Raw genomic sequence first — 19,806 nt, forward strand, 5'->3', positions numbered from 1 at the left:
GCTCGGCGCTTAGTTGCTCAGGTACGCGAGCAGGTCGTGGCGCGTCAGGATCCCCACGGGGGCTCCGGCGAACGTGACCATGACGGTATCGACGTCGGACAGCAGCTCACGCGCGGCGGAAATGGTCTCCAGTGAGCCGATCACGGGCAGGCGTTCGCCCATGTGTTCGGCGATTTTGTCCGTGAGCTTCGCTTCGCCCTTGAACAGCTTGGAGGTGAGGCTCCGCTCATCCACGGCACCAACCACTTCGCCCATCACCACGGGCGGCTCCTGCGTTAGGACAGGGATATGGGAGACGCCGAACTCGTTCATGATGTTGATGACATCGCGGACGGACTCGTTGGGGTGGATATGGACCAGGTCCGGCAATTCTCCGGTCTTGGACTTCAGCACCTCGCCAACTGACGCTTCTTCGCCGCCGGAGAGGAAGCCGTAGGAGCGCATCCACTGGTCGTTGAAGATCTTCGCCAGGTATCCGCGGCCGGAGTCCGGCAGGATCACCACCACCACGGCGGATTCGTCCAGGTCCTTGGCGGCCTGCAGGGCAGCTACCACGGCCATGCCGGACGAGCCGCCCACCAGCAGCCCTTCCTCGCGGGCCAGGCGCCGGGTCATGGCAAAGGAGTCAGCGTCGGAGACGGCAATGACATCGTCCGGGACGGACTGGTCGTAGTTGTCCGGCCACATGTCCTCCCCGACGCCCTCAACAAAGTAGGGCCGTCCGGTCCCGCCTGAGTAGACCGAGCCCGCCGGGTCCGCTCCGATGACCTTGACCCGGCCGCCGTCGGACTCGGGGCGCTCCGCCGAAACTTCCTTGAGGAACCGGCCTGTGCCGGTGATGGTGCCGCCGGTTCCGGCCCCGATCACCACATGCGTGACGCGGCCATCCGTGTCCCGCCAGATCTCCGGCCCGGTGGACTCGAAGTGGCTGCCCGGCGCGGCGGGGTTGGAGAACTGGTCCGGCTTGAAGGCACCGGGAATCTCGCGGACCAGCCGGTCGGACACACCGTAGTAGCTGTGCGGGCTGTCGGGAGCGACGGCGGTGGGCGTCACCACGACCTCGGCGCCATACGCCTGCAGGACGGCACGTTTGTCCTCGCCCACCTTGTCCGGCACCACGAATACGCATTTGTAGCCCTTTTGCTGGGCCACGAGGGCCAGCCCCACGCCCGTGTTGCCCGAGGTCGGTTCAACGATGGTTCCGCCCGGCTTGAGCCGGCCGTCCTTTTCAGCGTCCTCGATCATCTTCACGGCGATCCGGTCTTTGATGGATCCACCGGGGTTGACGTACTCGAGTTTCACCAGGACTGTGGCTTTGATCCCGTCCGTGATGTGGTTGAGCTTGATGAGCGGTGTATTGCCGATGAGGTCCAACACGGACTGGGCGTACTTCATAGGTACAAAGTTACCGTCTGCCCGGGATCGGCCCGTTCCGGGGCCTCCCGGGCCAGCCGCATCTGCTTAGCTTCCCGCGGATTGGTCCGTCTGCCACAGTCCCAGGATGTTGCCTTCCGTGTCCTTGAAGTACGCGTACCAACCCATGGTTGGCACGGCGTCCTTGCCCTGCACCACCGAACCGCCGGCCTGTTCCACCTGGCCGAGGGCGGCGTCGATGTCGTCAACATCAATGGTGAGGATAGGCGTTTTCAGGTTCTCCGACCGGGGAAAGAGGGCTCCGTTGATGGCCCCAGGCTCTTTGGGCATGCCGGTTTGCTCATCAGAGTCGGTGGTGAGGGCGATCGTGTAGTCCATCCCCTGCATGGGGCTGAGGTTCCAGCCGAAGGTGCTCTGGTAAAAGGTGTTGGCCCGTTCTTTGTTGTCCGTGGGAATTTCGAAATGCACAATCGCGGCCATGGCTGGCGCTCCTTGTTCCTGGGGATTTTCCTGGGGTGGCGCGGCCTGTTCCACGCCACATCAGGGAGTCTAGCCGCGTACCCCAGCGGCGGTAAGGGCTTCACGGGGCAAATTGTCAGCCCGGCATGGGACCATGAAAGCATGACCATTGCTGAAGCTCCGCCGCTTGTTGCGGCCGCGGCGGACGCATCGCTCAGGTGGCATCCGGGATCCCCTTACCGCCTGGATCAAACGCTGTTCCCGCTGCAGCGAGGCAACGGCGACCCTTCCTTCGCAGCCCACCCCAGCGGATACTGGCTGGCATTCACTACCGCTTCCGGACCTGTGACGCTGCGGCTTTCCTCCGGCGGTTTGGGGTCCGGCTCATGGGTGGACGCACAGGCCTGGGGTCCAGGTGCGGAAGACGCCATCGCCGGTGTCCCGCGCCTGTTGGGCGCCGACGACGATTGGGCAGCTTTCGACGAGCCCGCCTTCCATTCCACCCTCCCCCGCCTTGTCACTGAAGCACGACGCCGGAACCTGGCTTTGCGGCTGCCCTCCACCGGGCGGGTGGTCGATTCACTGGTGCCCACCATTTTGGAGCAAAAGGTCACCACTTTGGAGGCGCGCCGCGGGTACCGGTATCTGATGTACCGCTACGGCACCAAAGCACCGGGCCGGGTAGCACCGCAGGGCCTCCTGGTTCCGCCCACGGCCCGGCAGTGGCTTGCCGTCCCCTCATGGGAGTGGCACAAGGCCGGCGTGGGACCACAGCGTTCGGCCACGGTGATGCGGGCGCTGCAGTCCGCCGTCGGGCTTGAACGCCTGGGTGCGCTCAGCGCTGCTGAAGCCGGAGCCAAAATGCAGACCATTCCTGGCATCGGCATCTGGACGGCTGCCGAGGTGGTGCAGCGGACCCATGGCTGCCCGGATTCGATTTCCGTGGGTGACTACCATTTGGCGGCTTACGTGGGGTACGCCTTGACCGGCCGAAAGACGGACGACGCCGGGATGCTCCAACTCCTGGAACCCTGGCGGGGGCAACGGCAACGGCTGGTCCGCATGCTTTACCTGAGCGGCTTCCGGAAACCCACGTTCGGCCCCCGCATGACGGTCCAGGACCACCGCTCCCACTAAGCAGTCAATGCGGACGGGACTTGTCCGCAGGAGTATTTACGGTGCCCTGCGGCGGGTATAGCGTGGCGTCCAAAGGACCCCAGCAGTGCCAGCCCAGCCCCGGGAGCCACCGTGATCCATACCCAGCAGCTCACCAAGACTTTCACCGTCAAGAAGGAAACAGTCGAGGCGGTCAAGGGGGTGGACATCGACGTCGCGCCGGGCGAACTCGTCGCGTTCCTGGGCCCCAATGGGGCCGGAAAATCGACCACCCTGCGAATGCTCACCACTCTGTTGAAACCCACCTCGGGAAGGGCCACGGTAGCCGGTATCGACGTTGGCCGGGATCCCGCCGGAGTCAGGGCGAAGATTGGCTACATTGGCCAAGGCAACGGCGGCGGCCACAGCTACCGTGTGATCGACGAGCTCATCATGCAGGGCCGCTTCCATGGCATGAACACCGCCGACGCCAAAGCCCGGGCCGAATCCCTCATGTCTTCACTGGACCTCACCGATCTCGCCAAGCGAACGGTAATCAAGCTCTCCGGCGGCCAGCGCAGGCGCATGGATGTGGCATTGGGCCTGATGCATTCGCCTGGGCTGCTCTTCCTCGATGAGCCATCCACCGGGATGGACCCGCAAAACCGGGCCAACCTGTGGGAACACATCATGCGTATGCGCCAGGAGCACGGAACCACCATTGTGCTGACCACCCACTATATGGATGAGGCGGATTCCATGTCCGAACGGGTGATCGTCATTGACCACGGCACGATCATTGCCGATGACACCGCCGCCCGCCTCAAAGCCAACCTCGCCGGGGACCTGATGGCCGTCGAAGTGGCCGCCGGCTCAGCTGCCGAGGTCCGGGGGCTCCTGGGTCGTGCTGCAACCGAAGGCGAGGTTCAGGAAAACGCATACGACGGCGTCGTCCGGTTCAGCCTGCGGCTTGCCCGGGGCGCCCAGTTGGCGCCGGTCCTGCTGAAGGAAATGCACGACGCCGGTGCTCCCGCCCGGTCACTGGAACTGAAGCCGCCCACGCTTGACGATGTCTTTCTTGAACTCACCGGGCGGAGCTTGCGCGAAGGAGCTGAGGTTTGATGGCCGGACAAGCAGTAACCCTGGCAACAGAGGTTCAGAAACCGCGGATCGGCGGAATCCTCAACGACACCTGGTTTGTTTTCTGGCGGGAGATGCTCCTGCCATTGCGGGACCCCTTCTCGCTGATCTTCTCCCTCATTCAACCGCTGGTATTCCTGGGCCTGTTTGGGCCGCTGCTCGGAGCAGCCGTAGGGGCACCGGCGTTCGGCGGCCAGTCGACGCTGCAGTGGTTCCTGCCTGGAGTGGTGGTGATGATAGCCCTGTTCGGCACGTCCATGACCGGCTCCAACCTCCAGTACGAGCTGATGACCGGCTCCTATGAACGGATCCTGGCCACCCCGCTCTCGCGATCGTCGCTGATGGTGGGCAGGGCCCTGAAGGAATGGGCTCCGCTTGTGGTGCAGGGCTTGCTGATCTCAGTGGTCTGCATCCCGTTCGGCTTTGTGTTTCATCCCGCTCACGTCCTGTTGGGACTGGTGATCCTGGGTATCTTCGGCATCGGGCTCGGGGCCCTGTCCTACGCCTTGGCGCTGGTGTCGCAGAACAAGGAATGGATCTTCTGGGGCGTCCAGCAAACGCTGCTGTTCCCACTCATGATCCTGTCCGGCATTATGCTCCCGATCGAAGCCGGCCCTGGCTGGATGAAGGTAGCCAGCCTGTTCAATCCGTTGACTTATCTGGTCAATGCCGAACGCGAACTGTTCGCCGGAACCGTCGGTATCCACACTTTCTGGGGGCTGGTGGCAGCCGTGGCGACTGCCGCCGTCGGGCTTGTGGTCGGTATCCGTACCATAGCGCGCAATACCAACTGATTAGAGGTGGAGGCGCGTCACCGCTTCCTGGCGCATGTCGATCTTCCGGACCTTCCCGGAGACGGTCATGGGGAAGCTCTCGCGGACATCCACGTAGCGCGGGATCTTGAAGTGGGCCAGCTTGCCCCGGCAATACTCCGCCACGTCCTCGGCAGTGAGGGCGGCTGCCCCGGGTTTGAGGATGATGCAGGCCATGAGCTCCTCGCCGTACGTGGCATCCGGAACGCCGATCACCTGCACGTCCTGGATGGACGGGTGCAGATACAGGAACTCCTCGATCTCGCGCGGATAGATGTTCTCCCCGCCCCGGATCACCATGTCCTTGATGCGGCCTTCGATCACCACGTACCCGTCCTGGTCCATGCGGGCGAGGTCTCCGGTGTGCATCCAGCCGTCGACATCAATAGCCTCGGCGGTCTTGTCCGGTTGGCCCCAGTAGCCCTGCATCACGGCGTATCCACGGGTGCACAGTTCGCCGATTACGCCCCGTTCCACCACGTCTCCGGAGCCAGGATCGATGATCCGGCTTTCCAGGTGCGGCATGGTGCGGCCAACGGTGGTGGTCCGCTGTTCCAAGGTGTCGCCCGCGCGGGTCATGGTGGAAACGGGCGAGGTCTCCGTCATGCCGTAGCAAATGGCCACGTCCACCATGTGCATCTCGCCGATCACCCGGCGCATCACCTCGATGGGGCACAGGGAGCCTGCCATGACCCCGGTCCGGAGCGTGGACAGATCGTAGGATCCGAAGTCTTCCAGCGCCAGTTCGGCTATGAACATGGTGGGCACGCCATACAGCGAGGTCCCGCCGAAGTCCTGCACGGCTTCCAGCGCGGCCGACGGATTGAAGCCCCTCCCCGGAATAATCGTGGCGGCACCGAAGCTGAGTGCGTTGAGGTTTCCGATCACCATGCCAAAGCAGTGGTAGAACGGCACGGGAATCACCACACGGTCGTGTTCGGTATAGCCGAGCAGCCGCCCGATGGAGTGTCCGTTGTTGAGGATGTTGTGGTGGGTCAGCGTGGCACCTTTGGGGAACCCCGTGGTGCCGGAGGTGTATTGCAGGTTGATGGGATCGTGCGGGTCCAGTTGCGCCATCCGCTCGCGCAGCGCGGGAGGCCCGACGGCGTCGGCCCGGGTCAGCAGTTCGGCGTACGTCAGTTCGTGGCCGGTTTCCGGTACGCCGGAGCGCAGGCCCAGGAGCGGATCGCCGGGGAGGAACACCAATTCCTTGAGCTCAGGACATGAGGCGAGGGCCGCCCTGGCCATGCCCACGTAGTCGCTGTTCTTGTCCGTGGGAGCAGTGACCAGCGTCCGCATGCCGTTTTGCTTCACCACGAACTCCAGCTCGTGGCTCCGGTAGGCCGGATTGACGTTGACCAGCACAGCACCGACCTTGGCGGTGGCGTATTGCAGGATGGTCCACTCGGCGCAGTTGGGACTCCAGATGCCAATCCGGTCTCCCTTGGCCACGCCCAAGGCGAGCAGCGCGCGGGCGAGACGGTCGACGTCGTCGTTCAGCTTTTGGTAGCTCCAGCGGCGGGCTTCCCCGCCCGGCGCGGCTGCAGCCTCTATCAAGGCGTCGCGCAACGGGAACTGGGCGGCTACGCGTTCAAAATTGGCGCCAATGGTCTCTTCAAGCAGCGGGACGTCAGTGTCACCGGCGGTGTAGGACAACATGACGGAACGCTACCAAGCCGTCGCCCGCAACAGAACCGTAAACAGCTCAAAGGTGAACGTGTCCTCCCGGTAGTGTTGAAGGCATGAGTGCACCCATCGACCTGCAGGCAACGTTCATCCCCAATGACGGCGAATTCTTCCGTGTGAAGCTCGCCCTCGAGATCGCGATCGACGAGGTGGTCAACGAGCCCGGTTGCATCCGCTACGAACTGACCGAAGCCACCGAAGAGAAGCTCGTCCTGACCGAGCGTTGGGAGTCCGAGGAACTGCTGGAGAAGCACTCCAAGGGCATCGCCGTCCAGGACCTGAACGAATCCCTGAGCGCCCTGCTGGCAGAGCCGGTCCAGCTGGAACGCCTCTGATCCCGAAGTCGCTGCAAACGCAATGAGGTCGCCGGAATTATCCGGCGACCTCATTGCGTTTCCGGCGATCCCGTCGATCGCCGGGGAAGTTCTAGTTTTCTTCGGCCTGTGCAGCGCGCTGCTTGGCGACGTGGGCGTGGACCTCTTCCATGTCCAGGCCCTTCACGGCCTCGATGACCTGCTCGAGCTGCGGACCGTTGAGGGCACCTGGCTGCGAGAAGACCAGGACTTTTTCACGGAAAGCCATCAGCGTGGGGATGGAGGTGATTCCTGCCTCGGCGGCGAGCTGCTGCTCGGCCTCGGTGTCCACCTTCGCGAAGAAGACGTCGGAGTGGTTGTCCGACGACGCCTGGTAAACGGGGGCAAACTGGCGGCACGGGCCGCACCAGGCGGCCCAGAAATCCACCAGGACAATGTCGTTGCCCTCAATGGTCTGTGCGAACTGTTCTCCAGTGATGTCAACTGTAGCCATGATTCCACCGTACGCGACCCTGGTCTGGAAGTCCCGTGCGGGGACCGCTTGTTCGCTTCCCGCGTCAACGGGAATAACCACGGAACCTGCTCCGTTGCGGGGCCCGCCGTGCGCTCCAACAGCGCTGCAAAGAACGCAAAGCAGGCCCCGCGACGGGAGTGCCTAACCGCCGGACACCGGGTGCCTACCTGCCCAGCACGTATTTCAGGGCCGACGCGTAGAGTGGCGCCACCTTGTTATGGCCGGTCTGGTTCATGTGGATGTTGTCCAGGTAGTTTCCGTCTGCTCCGGCGATGGTGGCGGTGCCGGCCATGGAAACGTGCGGCCAGCCCCGGAGCGCGGCCTCGCGCATCAGCATGCCATCCACCCAGCGGCGCTGGAAGTGGGTGGAATCGTAGCGGGAGAGCACGCCGTTGATGACGATGGTGCTCCGCGGATACTTACGCCGCAGCTCATCCCACAGCTTGTCGGCCTGGGAAAGGATGGCGGCGTCGGTGGCCATGATCCGGGCATCATTGCCGCCCAGGTTCACTATCACCACTCCGGGGTTCCCCTGCGGCAGGAGGATCCGGTCCAGGAGGACGGCGTCCGTCGCGGAACCAACCGAACTCCCGGAGACGTAGCCCATCCCGCCGATACTGCGGACCACCTGGCGTGGGTAGCCTGCCGCGCGGGCCCCCTGTTCACCCCAGGAGTCGAGGTCCAGCTGCGAGTCTCCGAGGATTACGGCCGTGGAAGCATCCACTGCCTCCGCCGAATACAGTTCCTGGGTGGTTTGGTTCCAGATGGTCTCCAGCTTTTGGAAGGCAACGTGGTCGCCACGGGAATCGGTCCAGGTGTCGCGGACGGGCCAGCCGAAGTCGCCCGGGTTCACGGACCACACTTTGTAGCTTGGATGGCCGACAATCCGGGTTCCTGAGGCTGGACCCCATACCAGCCAGCCGTTGGCGAACTGCTGGACCAGCCCCCCGGCCTTGGGAATCTTGTCCGTCAACGGCAGTCCCAGTTGGCCCGCCCCGCCGCCAAGTGCCACGTAGCGGTTGTGGATGTCACCATGCGTGGTGGAGTGGGCTCCTGTGGCCGCGGACCAGTACACGGTGCCGCCTTGGAACTGCTGGTACACGAAATTCGCCTGGCGGTTCTCTTCTCCCACGGGGTAACCAAGCGCCCCGTTCTGTCCCCCCGTTGAGGACCAGTAAGCCCGGATGGCCCCGGTCAGCACACGGGCCCCGGTGGCCGGAGACCAAACGATGGTTCCGCGTTGGTATTGCTGCGCCGATCCCCCGTTCTTCAGCCCGGCGGCCTCATCCGAGGTGGGGTAGCCGAGCTCTCCGCCCTCCAGGCCGGATTCCCGCCAGCGCCCACGGATGGCCCCCATGGAGGGATGCGCCCCACTGGCTGCCGACCACACAATGAAGCCGCGCTCGAAGACCTGGTACGCACCGCCGTCGGGCAGTCCCGTCCGTTCCCCGGTGACGGGGTAGCCAAGGTACCCGCTGTCAGTGCCCGAACGGACCCAGGCAAGATGGATGGCACCTGTGGTGCGCTGCGCACCGGTACCCGGAGAAGACGTGATGGCTCCGCGTTCAAACACCTGCTTGGAGCCACCGTTGCGAAGGCCAAGGGCCGTGTCCGTCGTCGGGTAGCCGTGGTATCCCGCCGGGCCGCCGTTGTCCCACCATGCGGTGCGGACCGGACCGTTGACCACTACCCGCGCACCGGTCCGGGCTGACCAGGCGATGTCTCCACCGGTGAAGCGCTGCACGCACCCGGAGGCCGCACATTCCTCTTTGGCAGTTGGCTTGAGCAGGACGCTCCGCGCCCAGGCACTCGTGTTGTACAACTGGCCGATGGCACCTGACACGGACGGCGCCGGCGTATCCGTGGCTACTGCCGGAACCGCTGTTCCAAACACACCCCCGGCCAGCAAGAGAAGGCTTGCGCAGATTGAAAGCCCGCGGCGGGCATGGCCACTTTTTGACCCTGTGGAACCCATACTGCTACCCCATAAAAACTTGGGCGGAACGCCCGGCTGCTGCCTCCCCACCGGACACAGTCAGGCAAGTATGTTGGACGGCGGCGCCTACCTGTTAATCGACGCGGCCATTGGTGCAACATCGTTATTTTCCGAAAGCTCTTGCGGCGGGTTGAACATGTGTTTAGTCTTTGAAACATGCGTTCAACCGCAGAGGATTTGACCACCCGGGCACGTATCCGGGACGCCGCCATCGGCCTGTTCGGCCGGGACGGCTTTGCCCGCGCCACCGTCCGGTCCGTCGCAGCGGAGGCGGGAGTGAGCCCCGGCCTGGTGATCCACCACTTCGGCAGCAAAGCCGGCCTTCGCGAAGTCTGCGACCAGCACGTCCTGGCCCAAACAGCCAGCCAGGGACGCGAGAAGGCCGACCCCGGGACCACCCGGCTCCTCATCCAGGACTACCTGAACAACCCGCACGAGTACGCCGACGAGATCGCCTACATCCGCCAATCCCTGGGCGACGAGTCGGACGCCGGAGATGCCTTCTTCGACGGGGTGGTCAGCCAAACGGAGGACATCATCCACACAGGCATCAAAGCCGGCACCATCCGCGCCTTCGAGGACGTCCGCGCCACGGCCGTGGTCATCGCGTCCAACAGCCTGTCCATGCTCATGCTGGGCCGGCATGTTTCCCGGGCGCTCGGCACGCCGGTCTCCGAGCCACATGGCATTGGCCCCGAACTCCTGCGGCACCTGACCCTTCCCGCCCTGGACATCTACACCCACGGTTTCTACACAGACTCGCGGTTCCTCGAATCGGCCCGCGAAGCCCTCCACCACCAACCAAGCACCACCGAAGGGAGCATGCCCCGTGACCCAGGCAATCGTCGTCGAGGGGTTGCGTAAGAAGTTCGGCCACCGCGAAGTCCTGCACGGACTGGAGTTCGCCGTGGACGCCGGCACAGTGTTCGGCGTGATCGGACCGAATGGCGCGGGCAAGACCACCACCATGCGCTGCCTGCTGGACATCATCCGTCCCAGCGCAGGAAGCATCTCCGTCCTGGGCCAGGATCCACGCCGGGGCGGAACCGCGTTGCGCCGCCGGATCGGGTACCTTCCGGGCGAACTGCACTTGGAGAACCGGACCACCGGCCGACGCGTCGTGGAACACTTCGAGGCCATCAGCGGCCCCGTGGACCGCGCCCACGTCAAGGCGCTCGCAGACCGTTTGGACCTCGACCTGGACCGGCAAACCCGGAAGCTTTCCAAAGGCAACAAGCAGAAGCTGGGGCTGCTCCAGGCCTTCATGCACCGGCCCGAACTCCTGGTGCTGGACGAGCCCACCAGTGGCCTGGACCCACTGGTCCAGCAGGAATTCCACGCCATGGTCCGCGAGGCCGTGGACAACGGCGCCACCGTTTTCCTCAGCTCCCACGTCCTGAGCGAAGTCCAGCAGGCCGCGGACGCTGTCGCGATCCTGCGCGACGGCGGCATCGTCACCATTTCCACTGTGGAAGCCCTGCGGAACGCGGCCGTGCGGCAGGTGAAGTTCAACGTCACCGGAACGGAAACGCACGACGTCGGCGCGCTGCTGGCCCGGGTGCCGGGCGTCGCCAATGTGGCGCTGCGGGAAGTTTCCCCCGACGGCGCCTCCCGCTCTGCCGTGGAGGCCACTGCCACCCTGTCCGGCCAGGTCCAACCGCTGGTGCGCGAGTTGGCCCGGCTGGAACTCACTGACCTGGTGTTGGAGGAACCGGACCTCGAAGAAGCCGTGCTCACGCTCTACACGGGCCACTACGAGGGCAACGGCCACCATTCACCCGGCACGCCGGCCGCCACCGGCCAAGCCGCCGCACCCAAGGAAGAAGCCCATCATGCCTAGGATCCTGCCCCTTTTCACCAAGGCACTGACGGATTCCTGGCGCTCCACCATCGCGTGGGGGCTGGGACTGACAGGCGCCATCCTGCTGTACCTGCCTCTCTACCCGTCCATCGGGGGCAGCTCGCAGATGCAGCAGATGATCGATGCCTTGCCACAGGGGATGACCAAGGCCCTGAACTACGACCAAATCGCCACGGGAACCGGCTACACCCAGGCCACGCTGTTCGGGCTGATCGGCTTCCTGCTCATGTCCCTGGCATCCGTGGGCTGGGGTGCCGCAGCCGTGGGCGGCGACGAGGAATCCGGGCTGCTGGAGCTCACGCTGGCCCACAGCGTCACGCGCATCCAGGTGGTCCTGGAACGGGCCCTGGCACTGGTGGTCCGCGTCGCCGCGCTGGCGCTGCTCGTCTTCGTCCTGGTGCTGGTACTGAACGGTCCAGCGCAACTGGGTATCGCCGTCGGGCACCTCGCCGGAGCCGTGGTGCTGTTCGCCGGGCTGGCACTGCTCAGCGGAACCGCTGCCTTGTGCCTTGGGGCGCTGACCGGCAGGAAGGTCTACGGGATTGCCGCCGGCGCGGCAGTGGCCGTCTTGGGGTACGTTTTCAACGCAGTGGGCAGGCAGAGCCCGAACATGGAGTGGTTGCTGAACCTCTCGCCCTACCACTGGGCCTACGGCAATTCGCCGGTAACGAACGGCGCCGATTGGGGAGCCGCAGTTGGCTTGCTGGGCATTTCGGCGGCGCTCATTGCCGTGGGCGCTGTGGCCCTGCAGCGGCGCGACGTGGGCGTCTAACTGTTGCCTCGAGTGCGCTCCCGCGCCTCCGCCGCGCCCCAGGTATGCGGGGCCGGACGGCGGGCGCCCGGGAGGGCATTGTGTTCGCGCCATTCGTGGATCCAGTCCGGAAGTTCCAGATCCGCGGGCGGGGCACCGAACTCGGCGAGGATGTCCTCCTGGCTCACCGGCTTTCCCTTGGCGACCAGTCGCGTGGCAATATGGGCCCGCGCATAGATCTCCCCGTCCACCACCATGCGCTGCTCAAAGTAGATGGCCTTGGCGTCCAGGCCGATGATCCTGGTCTCCACCGTGTAGCGCTGCCATAGCTGAAGCGATTTCCGGAAGGCGATGGTCTCCCCCGCGGCCACCGGGCTCCAGCCGCGCTTGCGCATCCTTCGCCAAATGCCGCTGCGCACCATGAGGTCGAAACGGCCCAGGTCCATGAGCGAGAAGTACATGCCGTTATTGACGTGCATCGCGATGTCGATGTCAGTCGGCAGGACGCGCAAGGGCAGGGACGAGGTATCCCAGACAGCGAGCGGTGAACGTTTGGCGGAGGTAAAGAGCAGCATGATCGTGCGGAGAAGCAGGTGCATGCTCCCCATGTTACCCATCAGTAACATGTGCCGGAAAGGGGTATCCACCAGGCGGACCGCACCCGCCAGTCAAGGCGGGTTTATGTCCAACGTTTGCACAAACGTTTACCGCAGGTTCACGAAAACCGTGCACAATATCTGGAACTCATGAACACGTACAACAAACGGGGGGCTCCCTTGAGCACACTGCAAACCACCACGGCCGGCGGGGACGTCTGGCCCGAGCTCGCCATCCGCCAGGAAGTGGTCCTGGCGGACGCCCGAGGGAACCGCATCGAAGGAACCATCGACGGCATGACCGATGACCGCAGCACCCTGTGGGTCCAGCTCAAGGGCGGTCTGGGCCGCCAATTGGTCCACCACCTGGACGGCTACTGGCTCGAAACCCCGGCGGCGTAGTTGCCACGGCCGTGCTGGGCCACACCGTGACTAGTATTCCGGTATGACGCAAGCGCGATACCGGGACCTCGTCGAGTGGCCCCTCATGATCACGGCCCTGATCTTCCTGGGTGCCTACGCCTGGCAGGTCATAGGACGCGTCGATGGCGCCGCGGCCCAGCCCTTCGAAGTGATCCTCTGGATCACGTGGGGCATTTTCGCCCTGGACTACATCGCCAACCTTTGGCTCGCCGACGACCGCAAGCGATGGTTCTTCTGGAACCTGCACGAGCTCCTCATCGTGGTGCTTCCCTTCTTCCGCCCCCTCCGGCTCCTTCGGCTCGTCACCTTGCTCTCCGTGCTGCACCGCACTGTGGGAGAAACCCTGCGCGGACGCATAGCCACCTACGTGGCCGGCTCAGCCGCAATGCTGGTGCTGGTGGGTGCGCTCGCCGTCCTGGACGTTGAACAGAGCGCCCCCGACGCGAAAATCGTGACGTTCGGCGACGCCTTATGGTGGGCCATCACCACCATTACCACCGTGGGCTACGGCGATCTCTACCCCGTAACACCCATGGGCCGCGTGGTGGCTGCCGCATTGATGATGAGTGGCATTGCCGTCCTGGGTATTGTCACCGCTTCCATTGCCTCGTGGCTGGTGCAGCGCATCGAGGAAAACGCTGAAGGCGTGGCAGCCGCCGTCGAAGACAAGACCCTGGCCGCTGAGGCGCCTGTGCGTGCCGAGATTGCGGTCCTGATGACTGAGATCACGGCCCTGCGCCAGGAGATCGCCGAGCTGCGGGAGTTAAACGAGGAGCGCCGATAGGTCCGGGGTTGCTTGCACGCGCCCGGGCTCGCCCGTACGGGCCGCCCGGGCCGCGATTGACAGGCGCCGCCAGGGACTGACAGGCATACGACGGCGGCCTGGCGGGCCGCAGATCGGCGGGGAGTCGGCGTCGGCCCGTACCGCTACGACCCCCTTTGGAGTCTCCGCTCCCGCGACACGCCCCTGGGCTGCGACTAGTCGCCCGGCATGGCGGTCAAAGTAGGTCGTGGCGGTACACGCCTGCCGCGCTGGAGTGGGCCGGGCGACACAGCCGGGGAGGTTCCAAGGACGCTTGGCGAAGATGACCGCGTGGGCAAACAAAAAATCCCCGGAACCAGTGGTTCCGGGGATTTCCCGTTTGGGTGGCAGATGAGGGATTCGAACCCCCGTAGGCAGTGCCAGCTGATTTACAGTCAGCCCCCTTTGGCCGCTCGGGTAATCTGCCGAACTTCAAAAGAAGATCACTTCCGGAAGACCATTTCTTTCGATCCGGTAACCGAAGGCAGAGACAACCTTACAGAACTTCCGGCCAAGAATCTAATCGAGTCCCGAGGTGCGGAATTCGCCCGTATTTTCAGGCTTCACCAAGGATCCGGCCGGCCAGTTTGGCCTCGAACTTCGCAGCCTGTTCGGCGGTGATTTGGTTGAGCTCCACGGCCCTCTGCAGGTCCGCGTGGACGCCATCCATCCGTGCAGCAGCATTCGGGACCGGGCTCAGCACGATCGACGCTGCCACGGCGGCCGCCGCAACTGCGCTTGCCGCGGCTGCCGCCGCCGTTCCGATGGAACCGGCCGCAGCGCTTGCGGACTTACTGACGTAGTGGACGGCCTTGTTGCTCATGCTTACCTCCAGGGTGGCTTTTCCAACTGGTACAACTCTCAGGCAGCCGGCTCGGTTCCAACCATGCGTGTGCTGTGAGCGAACTGTGAAAGGGATCCCCAGCCACTTCCACCTGCTTCCGTACTAGGCTTGAGGGCAGACAAACAGGGCTTGATGGCAGAAAAACCGCCCTTACCGGGCCCCCAACCTAAGGAGAGTCATGGCAGGCGAATCAACATTCGACGTCGTCAGCAAGGTGGACAAGCAAGAAGTCGCCAACGCGCTCAACCAGTCGCAAAAGGAAATCGCACAGCGCTACGACTTCAAGGGCGTCGGCGCGGAGATCGACTTCAGCGGCGAGAAGATCCTCATGAAGGCCAACTCCGAAGACCGTGTGCTTGCGGTACTGGACGTCTTCCAGTCCAAGCTCATCAAGCGTGGCATCTCCCTGAAGTCCCTGGAGCAGGGCGAACCCTTCCCCTCGGGCAAGGAATTCCGCCTGGAGTGCACCATCAAGGAAGGCATCGCACAGGACATCGCCAAGAAGATCAACAAGATCATCCGCGACGAAGCGCCCAAGTCCGTCAAGTCCCAGATCCAGGGCGACGAACTCCGCGTCACCTCCAAGTCCCGCGATGACCTGCAGGAGACCATGGCGATCCTCAAGAAGTTCGAGGAAGCCGACCTGCAGTTCGTGAACTTCCGCAGCTAAAGCGGAATTGGCCGCGTGATTACTGGGCGCTTGTTCCAGTAGTCCGCACAGAGTCCGCAGAATCTCCGAGGGCCGCAGCGATCAGCCTTGACCCTGCGGTCCTCGTTTCATTATGGCAATAGCCTGACTGCAGATCGACCGCGAAAAGAACCCACCCGCGATGCCACATTGCCGCTGTGAGTGACTGGCCAAATGGTCCCAATAGTGTGACCATTGTTTGCGGTCAGAGTTGAGGACATAGAAGCTGCAGCCCGCAATTCTCCGAAGAACGTGAACTTCGCCGACTTGGCAGAAGAGGCAGACGATGATGGCGACAACTGAAATACCGAAGGTGGCGCACTACCGCTACACAGTCTCCTGGTCCCCTGAGGACCAGGAGTATGTCGCTCAAGTTACTGAGTTCCCGTCGCTCTCCTGGCTGTCTGCCGACAAGGACGACGCTCTGCACGGGCTGGAAAAGTTGGTCAACGAAGTAGTACAGGACATGATCAGCGAAGGTGAGCAAGTACCGCTCCCCTTGGCTGAGCGCGAGTTCAGTGGAAATCTCAGGGTGCGCGTTTCTCCCGCAAAGCACCGCCAATTGGTCATTCTCGCCCAGGAACAAGGGGTCTCGCTGAACCGCTACCTCGTTGAACGCCTCGCCGGATAGCGCCCACCCTGCATCAGCGAACAACGCCCGTCCGGGCACCGCGAAAGCCGGGGTCCGCTCTGACCACAGAGCCGGACCCCGGCTTTTTTGCGCCCATAAGTCCATCGATCGCCGTAATGGAGGCAACTATTTAGCGCACAAAGGTTTTGCGTAATGCAGTCTCGCCAGTATCCTTCTTGCTTAGGCGAGCCTAAGTAAGGCTCCCTGAACGAAAGACACCCTGATGACCGCCAACTTCCTGATCGGCCTGCGCGAAGGCCTCGAAGCATCACTCGTGGTGGTGCTTCTCATGGCCTACCTCATCAAGACGGACAGGAAGGCGCTGATCCCCCGGCTCTGGGCCGGCGTGGGATTGGCCGTTGCGGTCTCCCTGGGGTTCGGTGCCCTCCTGACGTTCGGCCCCCGCGGCCTCACCTTTGAAGCCCAGGAAGCGATCGGTGGTGGACTGTCCATCGTCGCCGTCGGCCTGGTGACGTGGATGGTTTTCTGGATGGCCCGGACCGCGCGCACGCTGGGAGGCGAACTCCGCTCGCATGTGGACAAAGCCGCCGACGGGGCCGCGTGGGGCCTGGTGCTCGTGGCAGCGCTGGCCGTTGGCCGTGAAGGCCTGGAAACAGCACTCTTCATTTGGGCCGCTGCCCAGGCAACCGGCGAAAGCACACTTCCCCTGCTCGGCGCCCTCCTGGGCCTGTTGACCGCGGCCGGCCTGGGATACCTGCTGCACCGCGGCGTCCTGAAAGTGAACCTCGGCAAATTCTTCACCTGGACCGGCGTGGGCCTGATCATCATCGCCGGAGGCGTGCTTGCCTACGGCATCCACGATCTCCAAGAGGCTGGCATCCTGCCAGGACTCCACAACCTCGCCTTCGACGTCTCAGCCGCGATCCCGCCGTCGTCCTGGTACGGCACCTTGCTGAAGGGCACGCTCAACTTCTCCCCCGCCACCACGTGGCTTGAAGCGGCAGCCTGGCTGCTCTACGTCATTCCGGTGCTCTTCCTGTACATCAGGGCCAACCGGGCTGCACCTCCCAAGGCAAAGAACTCCCCGTCCTCTTCAACTGTCACGGCCCACCCGTAGCCCGCGTGGCACTTTCCTCCGAATCCAAGGATCCCTCAATGTCTGGAACTTTCCGGCGCTCCGCGTCGTCCTCCGCTTTCCGCAAGACCCTCGCCGTGATCGGTGCCGCAGCAGCTGTACCCCTGGTTCTGAGCGGTTGCACGGACAACACCAAGACCTCCTCGAATGCCACGGATGGCCCCATCCAGGTCAGCAGCACGGCCAGCGAATGCAAGGTGTCCTCGGCAACGGCGCCAAGCGGCAACCTGACGTTCCAGGTCAAGAACGACGGCAACGAAGTCACCGAGTTCTACCTGCTGGCCGAGGACGGCCTGCGGATCATTGGCGAAGTGGAGAACATCGGCCCGGGGATCTCCCGCAACCTGGTGGTCACCGCACCGGCCGGCAAGTACAACACCGCTTGCAAGCCCGGCATGCAGGGCGATGGCATCCGTGCCTCGTTCGAGGTCACCGAGTCCGGAAACAAGCCCAGTGTGGACGCCGACTTCCAGAAGCTCCTGGACACGGGAACCCAGCAGTACGCCGCCTACGTGAAGGACCAGACCGAACAGTTGGTCACGGGCACCAAGGCCTTCGCCGACGCCTTCGCTGCCGGGGATGCGGCCAAGGCCCGCGAACTCTACGCCTCCACCCGCATGCACTGGGAGCGGATCGAACCCGTGGCTGAGTCCTTCGGCGACCTCGACCCCAAGCTTGACGCCCGTGAAGCGGACCTTGAGCCCGGCCAGGAATGGACCGGCTGGCACAAGGCAGAGAAGGACCTGTTCCCGCCGGCGGGCTACACCGCCATGACCGAGGCCGAGCGCAGCGCGATCGCCAAGCAGCTCGTCGCCGACACCGAGGACCTGGGACAGCGCACCCGCACTGTGGAACTCACCGCCGACAAGCTGGGCAACGGGGCCAAGGAACTCCTGGACGAAGTCGCCACCGGCAAGGTTACGGGTGAGGAAGAAATCTGGTCCCACACGGACCTCTGGGACTTCCAGGCCAACGTGGACGGCGCTCGGATCGCGTTCGAGAGCCTGAAGCCTGCCCTGGAGCAGAAGGACGCCGAGCTCGCCAAGTCCTTGGACGAGAAGTTCGCTGCCCTGCAGACCGAGCTCAAGAAGCACGCCAAGGGTGATGGCTTTGCCTACTACAACGAGCTCAGCCAGGAGCAGGTGCAGCAACTCGCTGCCCTGGTCGATTCCCTCGGCGAACCGCTGTCCAAGCTCACCTCAGCCGTAGTCCTGTGACCGGCTGCCCCTTCGGGCACACCGATGGTGATCACCGCCCGGACCAACTGAATGCCGCCACCGGCTCCGGTGAGGGCGCCGCCGTCGTGCCTTCTGCCGGGGAGGCAAACCACGGAACGTCCGACGGCGGTGCTGCCGCCGGCGGTGGTGCCTCGCGGTTGTCCCGGCGCGGGCTGCTCTCGCTCGCCGGCGTAGGCGGCGCCGGTGCCGTGGCGGGGCTGGCCGCAGGCTTCCTGGGCCACGACGCCGTGACAGCGGGGAGCGCGAGCGCTGCCACGCCCGCCGCGGATTCGGTGGTCCCGTTCTTCGGTGAGCACCAGGCCGGAATCAGCACGCCGGCGCAGGATCGCCTGCATATGGCCGCCTTTGATGTGACCACCGAGGACCGTAAGGAACTGGTCAAACTCCTGAAGGACTGGACCGCAGCCGCCGAGGCGATGACCGCGGGCAGGGCAACGGGCGCCACGGGTGCTGTCGATGGTCCTTACGACGCGCCACCCGAAGACACCGGGGAAGCCCTGGACCTGGAAGCTTCCCAGCTGACGCTCACGTTTGGCTTCGGTGCCGGGTTGTTCGAAAAGAACGGCAAGGCACGCTTCGGTTTGGATGGCCGCCGGCCCGGGGCTTTGATCGACCTCCCCCACTTCCCGGGCGACGATCTTCAGCCCGGCCGGACCGGCGGGGACCTGGTGGTCCAGGCCTGCGCCGACGATCCCCAGGTGGCTGTGCACGCAATCCGCAACCTGGCCAGGATCGGCTTCGGCAAGGTCCGTGTCCGGTGGTCGCAGCTCGGCTTCGGCCGGACGTCGTCCACGTCAAGGGCCCAGGTGACGCCGCGCAATCTCTTCGGCTTCAAGGATGGCACCAACAACCTGAAGGTTGAGGACCAATCGCTGTTGAACGAGCACGTGTGGGTGCCATCCGGCGATAGCCCGGAGGAGAACTGGATGACGGGCGGAAGCTACCTCGTGGCACGCCGCATCCAGATGCACATCGAGATCTGGGACCGCACCTCCTTGCGGGAGCAGGAGGGCCTGATTGGCCGGACCAAGGGCGTGGGTGCGCCGTTGTCCGGCGGCGACGAGTTCACGGCCCCGGACTTCAAGATCGCCGGGCGCGACGGCGATCCGCTGATCCCGCTGGATTCCCACGTTCGGCTCGCCCACCCGGAGCAGAACGGTGGGGTCCGGATGCTGCGCCGCGGCTACAACTTCACCGACGGCTCGGACGGACTGGGCCACCTGGATGCGGGCTTGTTCTTCATCGCCTTCGTGAAGGACCCCAGGACACACTACGTGCCCATGCAGTTGGCGCTGGCCAAGGGCGACACCCTGTCCGTCGAGTACCTGAAGCACACCGGATCGGGGCTCTTCGCGGTACCGCCGGGTGTACAGCAAGGCGGATACATCGGCGAAGGGCTGTTCGCCTAGCTGCCCGTTGCTGGCCCGCTGTCCCGTTGCCGCCCAGCAACAGAACAGCGGGCTTCAGGCATTTTCGGCACTTCGTG

Annotated in this window: 21 protein-coding genes and 1 tRNA gene; 14 read left to right on the plus strand and 8 right to left on the minus strand. The window is 64.3% G+C overall.

Annotated features, from left to right (window positions below; genetic code table 11):
• Positions 1–9: 9 nt before the first annotated feature.
• Positions 10–1,395 carry a cystathionine beta-synthase gene (locus ACIQTZ_RS07005; RefSeq protein WP_402944804.1) on the minus strand — a complete coding sequence of 462 codons (1,386 nt, stop codon included), beginning with the start codon at positions 1,393–1,395 and terminating at the stop codon, positions 10–12.
• 66 nt (positions 1,396–1,461) lie between these two features.
• Positions 1,462–1,854 (minus strand): VOC family protein, encoded by a 393-nt coding sequence (locus ACIQTZ_RS07010; RefSeq protein ID WP_397324358.1) that lies wholly within the window; start codon positions 1,852–1,854, stop codon positions 1,462–1,464.
• Positions 1,855–1,995: 141 nt separating this feature from the next.
• Between ACIQTZ_RS07010 and ACIQTZ_RS07015 the strand changes: the two genes are divergently transcribed.
• The 3 genes from ACIQTZ_RS07015 (at position 1,996) to ACIQTZ_RS07025 (ending at position 4,862) form a co-directional block, all read left to right on the plus strand.
• The gene (locus ACIQTZ_RS07015; protein WP_402978824.1) at positions 1,996–2,970 is read left to right on the plus strand and encodes a DNA-3-methyladenine glycosylase family protein; all 975 of its coding nucleotides are present in this window, start codon (positions 1,996–1,998) and stop codon (positions 2,968–2,970) included.
• A 111-nt stretch (positions 2,971–3,081) separates the two neighbouring features.
• Positions 3,082–4,050: an ATP-binding cassette domain-containing protein gene (locus ACIQTZ_RS07020; RefSeq protein ID WP_402978827.1), complete on the plus strand. Its 969-nt coding sequence runs from the start codon at positions 3,082–3,084 to the stop codon at positions 4,048–4,050.
• A complete protein-coding gene (locus tag ACIQTZ_RS07025) occupies positions 4,050–4,862 on the plus strand; it encodes an ABC transporter permease (protein WP_400328918.1) in 813 nt (270 codons plus the stop codon). Before ACIQTZ_RS07020 ends, ACIQTZ_RS07025 begins: the two co-directional genes overlap by 1 nt.
• Here ACIQTZ_RS07025 and ACIQTZ_RS07030 read toward each other — a convergent pair whose 3' ends face one another.
• Complete coding sequence (locus ACIQTZ_RS07030) at positions 4,863–6,539, minus strand: AMP-binding protein (RefSeq protein ID WP_402978830.1); 1,677 nt, start codon at positions 6,537–6,539, stop codon at positions 4,863–4,865.
• A gap of 83 nt (positions 6,540–6,622) precedes the next feature.
• On the opposite strand from ACIQTZ_RS07030, the gene ACIQTZ_RS07035 reads away from it, so the two are divergent.
• Positions 6,623–6,901, plus strand: a complete 279-nt coding sequence (locus tag ACIQTZ_RS07035) for a putative quinol monooxygenase (RefSeq protein WP_385665677.1) — start codon at positions 6,623–6,625, stop codon at positions 6,899–6,901.
• Between the two features lie 91 nt (positions 6,902–6,992).
• Here the strand turns inward: ACIQTZ_RS07035 and ACIQTZ_RS07040 are convergent, their stop codons facing one another.
• Together ACIQTZ_RS07040 and ACIQTZ_RS07045 are read right to left on the minus strand one after the other, a co-directional pair.
• Entirely contained in the window at positions 6,993–7,373 is a 381-nt protein-coding gene (locus tag ACIQTZ_RS07040) for a thioredoxin family protein (protein ID WP_400328912.1), read from the minus strand.
• A gap of 184 nt (positions 7,374–7,557) precedes the next feature.
• Entirely contained in the window at positions 7,558–9,288 is a 1,731-nt protein-coding gene (locus ACIQTZ_RS07045; RefSeq protein WP_402978833.1) for a GDSL-type esterase/lipase family protein, read from the minus strand.
• Between the two features lie 258 nt (positions 9,289–9,546).
• Here ACIQTZ_RS07045 and ACIQTZ_RS07050 point away from each other — a divergent pair, with 258 nt between their 5' ends.
• Genes ACIQTZ_RS07050 through ACIQTZ_RS07060 form a run of 3 tightly spaced genes read left to right on the plus strand, consistent with a single transcriptional unit; the run spans position 9,547 to position 12,023 of the window.
• A complete protein-coding gene (locus ACIQTZ_RS07050) occupies positions 9,547–10,254 on the plus strand; it encodes a TetR family transcriptional regulator (protein ID WP_400328905.1) in 708 nt (235 codons plus the stop codon).
• Positions 10,220–11,230 (plus strand): ABC transporter ATP-binding protein, encoded by a 1,011-nt coding sequence (locus ACIQTZ_RS07055; RefSeq protein ID WP_402978836.1) that lies wholly within the window; start codon positions 10,220–10,222, stop codon positions 11,228–11,230. The genes ACIQTZ_RS07050 and ACIQTZ_RS07055 overlap by 35 nt, the downstream gene beginning before the upstream one ends.
• Positions 11,223–12,023 carry an ABC transporter permease subunit gene (locus tag ACIQTZ_RS07060; RefSeq protein ID WP_402978839.1) on the plus strand — a complete coding sequence of 267 codons (801 nt, stop codon included), beginning with the start codon at positions 11,223–11,225 and terminating at the stop codon, positions 12,021–12,023. The genes ACIQTZ_RS07055 and ACIQTZ_RS07060 overlap by 8 nt, the downstream gene beginning before the upstream one ends.
• Here ACIQTZ_RS07060 and ACIQTZ_RS07065 read toward each other — a convergent pair.
• Complete coding sequence (locus ACIQTZ_RS07065) at positions 12,020–12,601, minus strand: acyl-CoA thioesterase (RefSeq protein WP_402978842.1); 582 nt, start codon at positions 12,599–12,601, stop codon at positions 12,020–12,022. The two genes, ACIQTZ_RS07060 and ACIQTZ_RS07065, sit on opposite strands and share 4 nt — an antisense overlap.
• A 177-nt stretch (positions 12,602–12,778) precedes the next feature.
• Between ACIQTZ_RS07065 and ACIQTZ_RS07070 the strand changes: the two genes are divergently transcribed.
• Together ACIQTZ_RS07070 and ACIQTZ_RS07075 are read left to right on the plus strand one after the other, a co-directional pair.
• Positions 12,779–13,000: a hypothetical protein gene (locus ACIQTZ_RS07070; RefSeq protein ID WP_400328893.1), complete on the plus strand. Its 222-nt coding sequence runs from the start codon at positions 12,779–12,781 to the stop codon at positions 12,998–13,000.
• Positions 13,001–13,043: 43 nt separating this feature from the next.
• Positions 13,044–13,805, plus strand: coding sequence for a potassium channel family protein (locus ACIQTZ_RS07075; protein ID WP_402978845.1), 762 nt, complete (start codon positions 13,044–13,046; stop codon positions 13,803–13,805).
• A gap of 363 nt (positions 13,806–14,168) precedes the next feature.
• Here ACIQTZ_RS07075 and ACIQTZ_RS07080 read toward each other — a convergent pair.
• Positions 14,169–14,250, minus strand: a tRNA-Tyr gene (locus ACIQTZ_RS07080).
• 129 nt (positions 14,251–14,379) lie between these two features.
• Positions 14,380–14,646 (minus strand): hypothetical protein, encoded by a 267-nt coding sequence (locus ACIQTZ_RS07085; RefSeq protein ID WP_397324371.1) that lies wholly within the window; start codon positions 14,644–14,646, stop codon positions 14,380–14,382.
• Positions 14,647–14,845: 199 nt separating this feature from the next.
• Between ACIQTZ_RS07085 and ACIQTZ_RS07090 the strand changes: the two genes are divergently transcribed.
• The 5 genes from ACIQTZ_RS07090 (at position 14,846) to efeB (ending at position 19,729) form a co-directional block, all read left to right on the plus strand.
• Positions 14,846–15,337, plus strand: coding sequence for a YajQ family cyclic di-GMP-binding protein (locus tag ACIQTZ_RS07090; RefSeq protein WP_397324373.1), 492 nt, complete (start codon positions 14,846–14,848; stop codon positions 15,335–15,337).
• A 304-nt stretch (positions 15,338–15,641) separates the two neighbouring features.
• The gene (locus tag ACIQTZ_RS07095; protein ID WP_402978848.1) at positions 15,642–15,986 is read left to right on the plus strand and encodes a type II toxin-antitoxin system HicB family antitoxin; all 345 of its coding nucleotides are present in this window, start codon (positions 15,642–15,644) and stop codon (positions 15,984–15,986) included.
• Positions 15,987–16,209: 223 nt separating this feature from the next.
• On the plus strand, positions 16,210–17,064 hold the full coding sequence (gene efeU / locus ACIQTZ_RS07100) for an iron uptake transporter permease EfeU (RefSeq protein WP_402944822.1): 855 nt from the start codon (positions 16,210–16,212) through the stop codon (positions 17,062–17,064).
• Between the two features lie 38 nt (positions 17,065–17,102).
• A complete protein-coding gene (efeO, locus tag ACIQTZ_RS07105; protein ID WP_402944825.1) occupies positions 17,103–18,299 on the plus strand; it encodes an iron uptake system protein EfeO in 1,197 nt (398 codons plus the stop codon).
• Positions 18,296–19,729, plus strand: a complete 1,434-nt coding sequence (gene efeB, locus ACIQTZ_RS07110) for an iron uptake transporter deferrochelatase/peroxidase subunit (RefSeq protein WP_402944828.1) — start codon at positions 18,296–18,298, stop codon at positions 19,727–19,729. Before efeO ends, efeB begins: the two co-directional genes overlap by 4 nt.
• Positions 19,730–19,806 lie beyond the last annotated feature (77 nt).

This window comes from Paenarthrobacter sp. NPDC090520, assembly GCF_044769205.1.
Classification (GTDB): domain Bacteria; phylum Actinomycetota; class Actinomycetes; order Actinomycetales; family Micrococcaceae; genus Arthrobacter.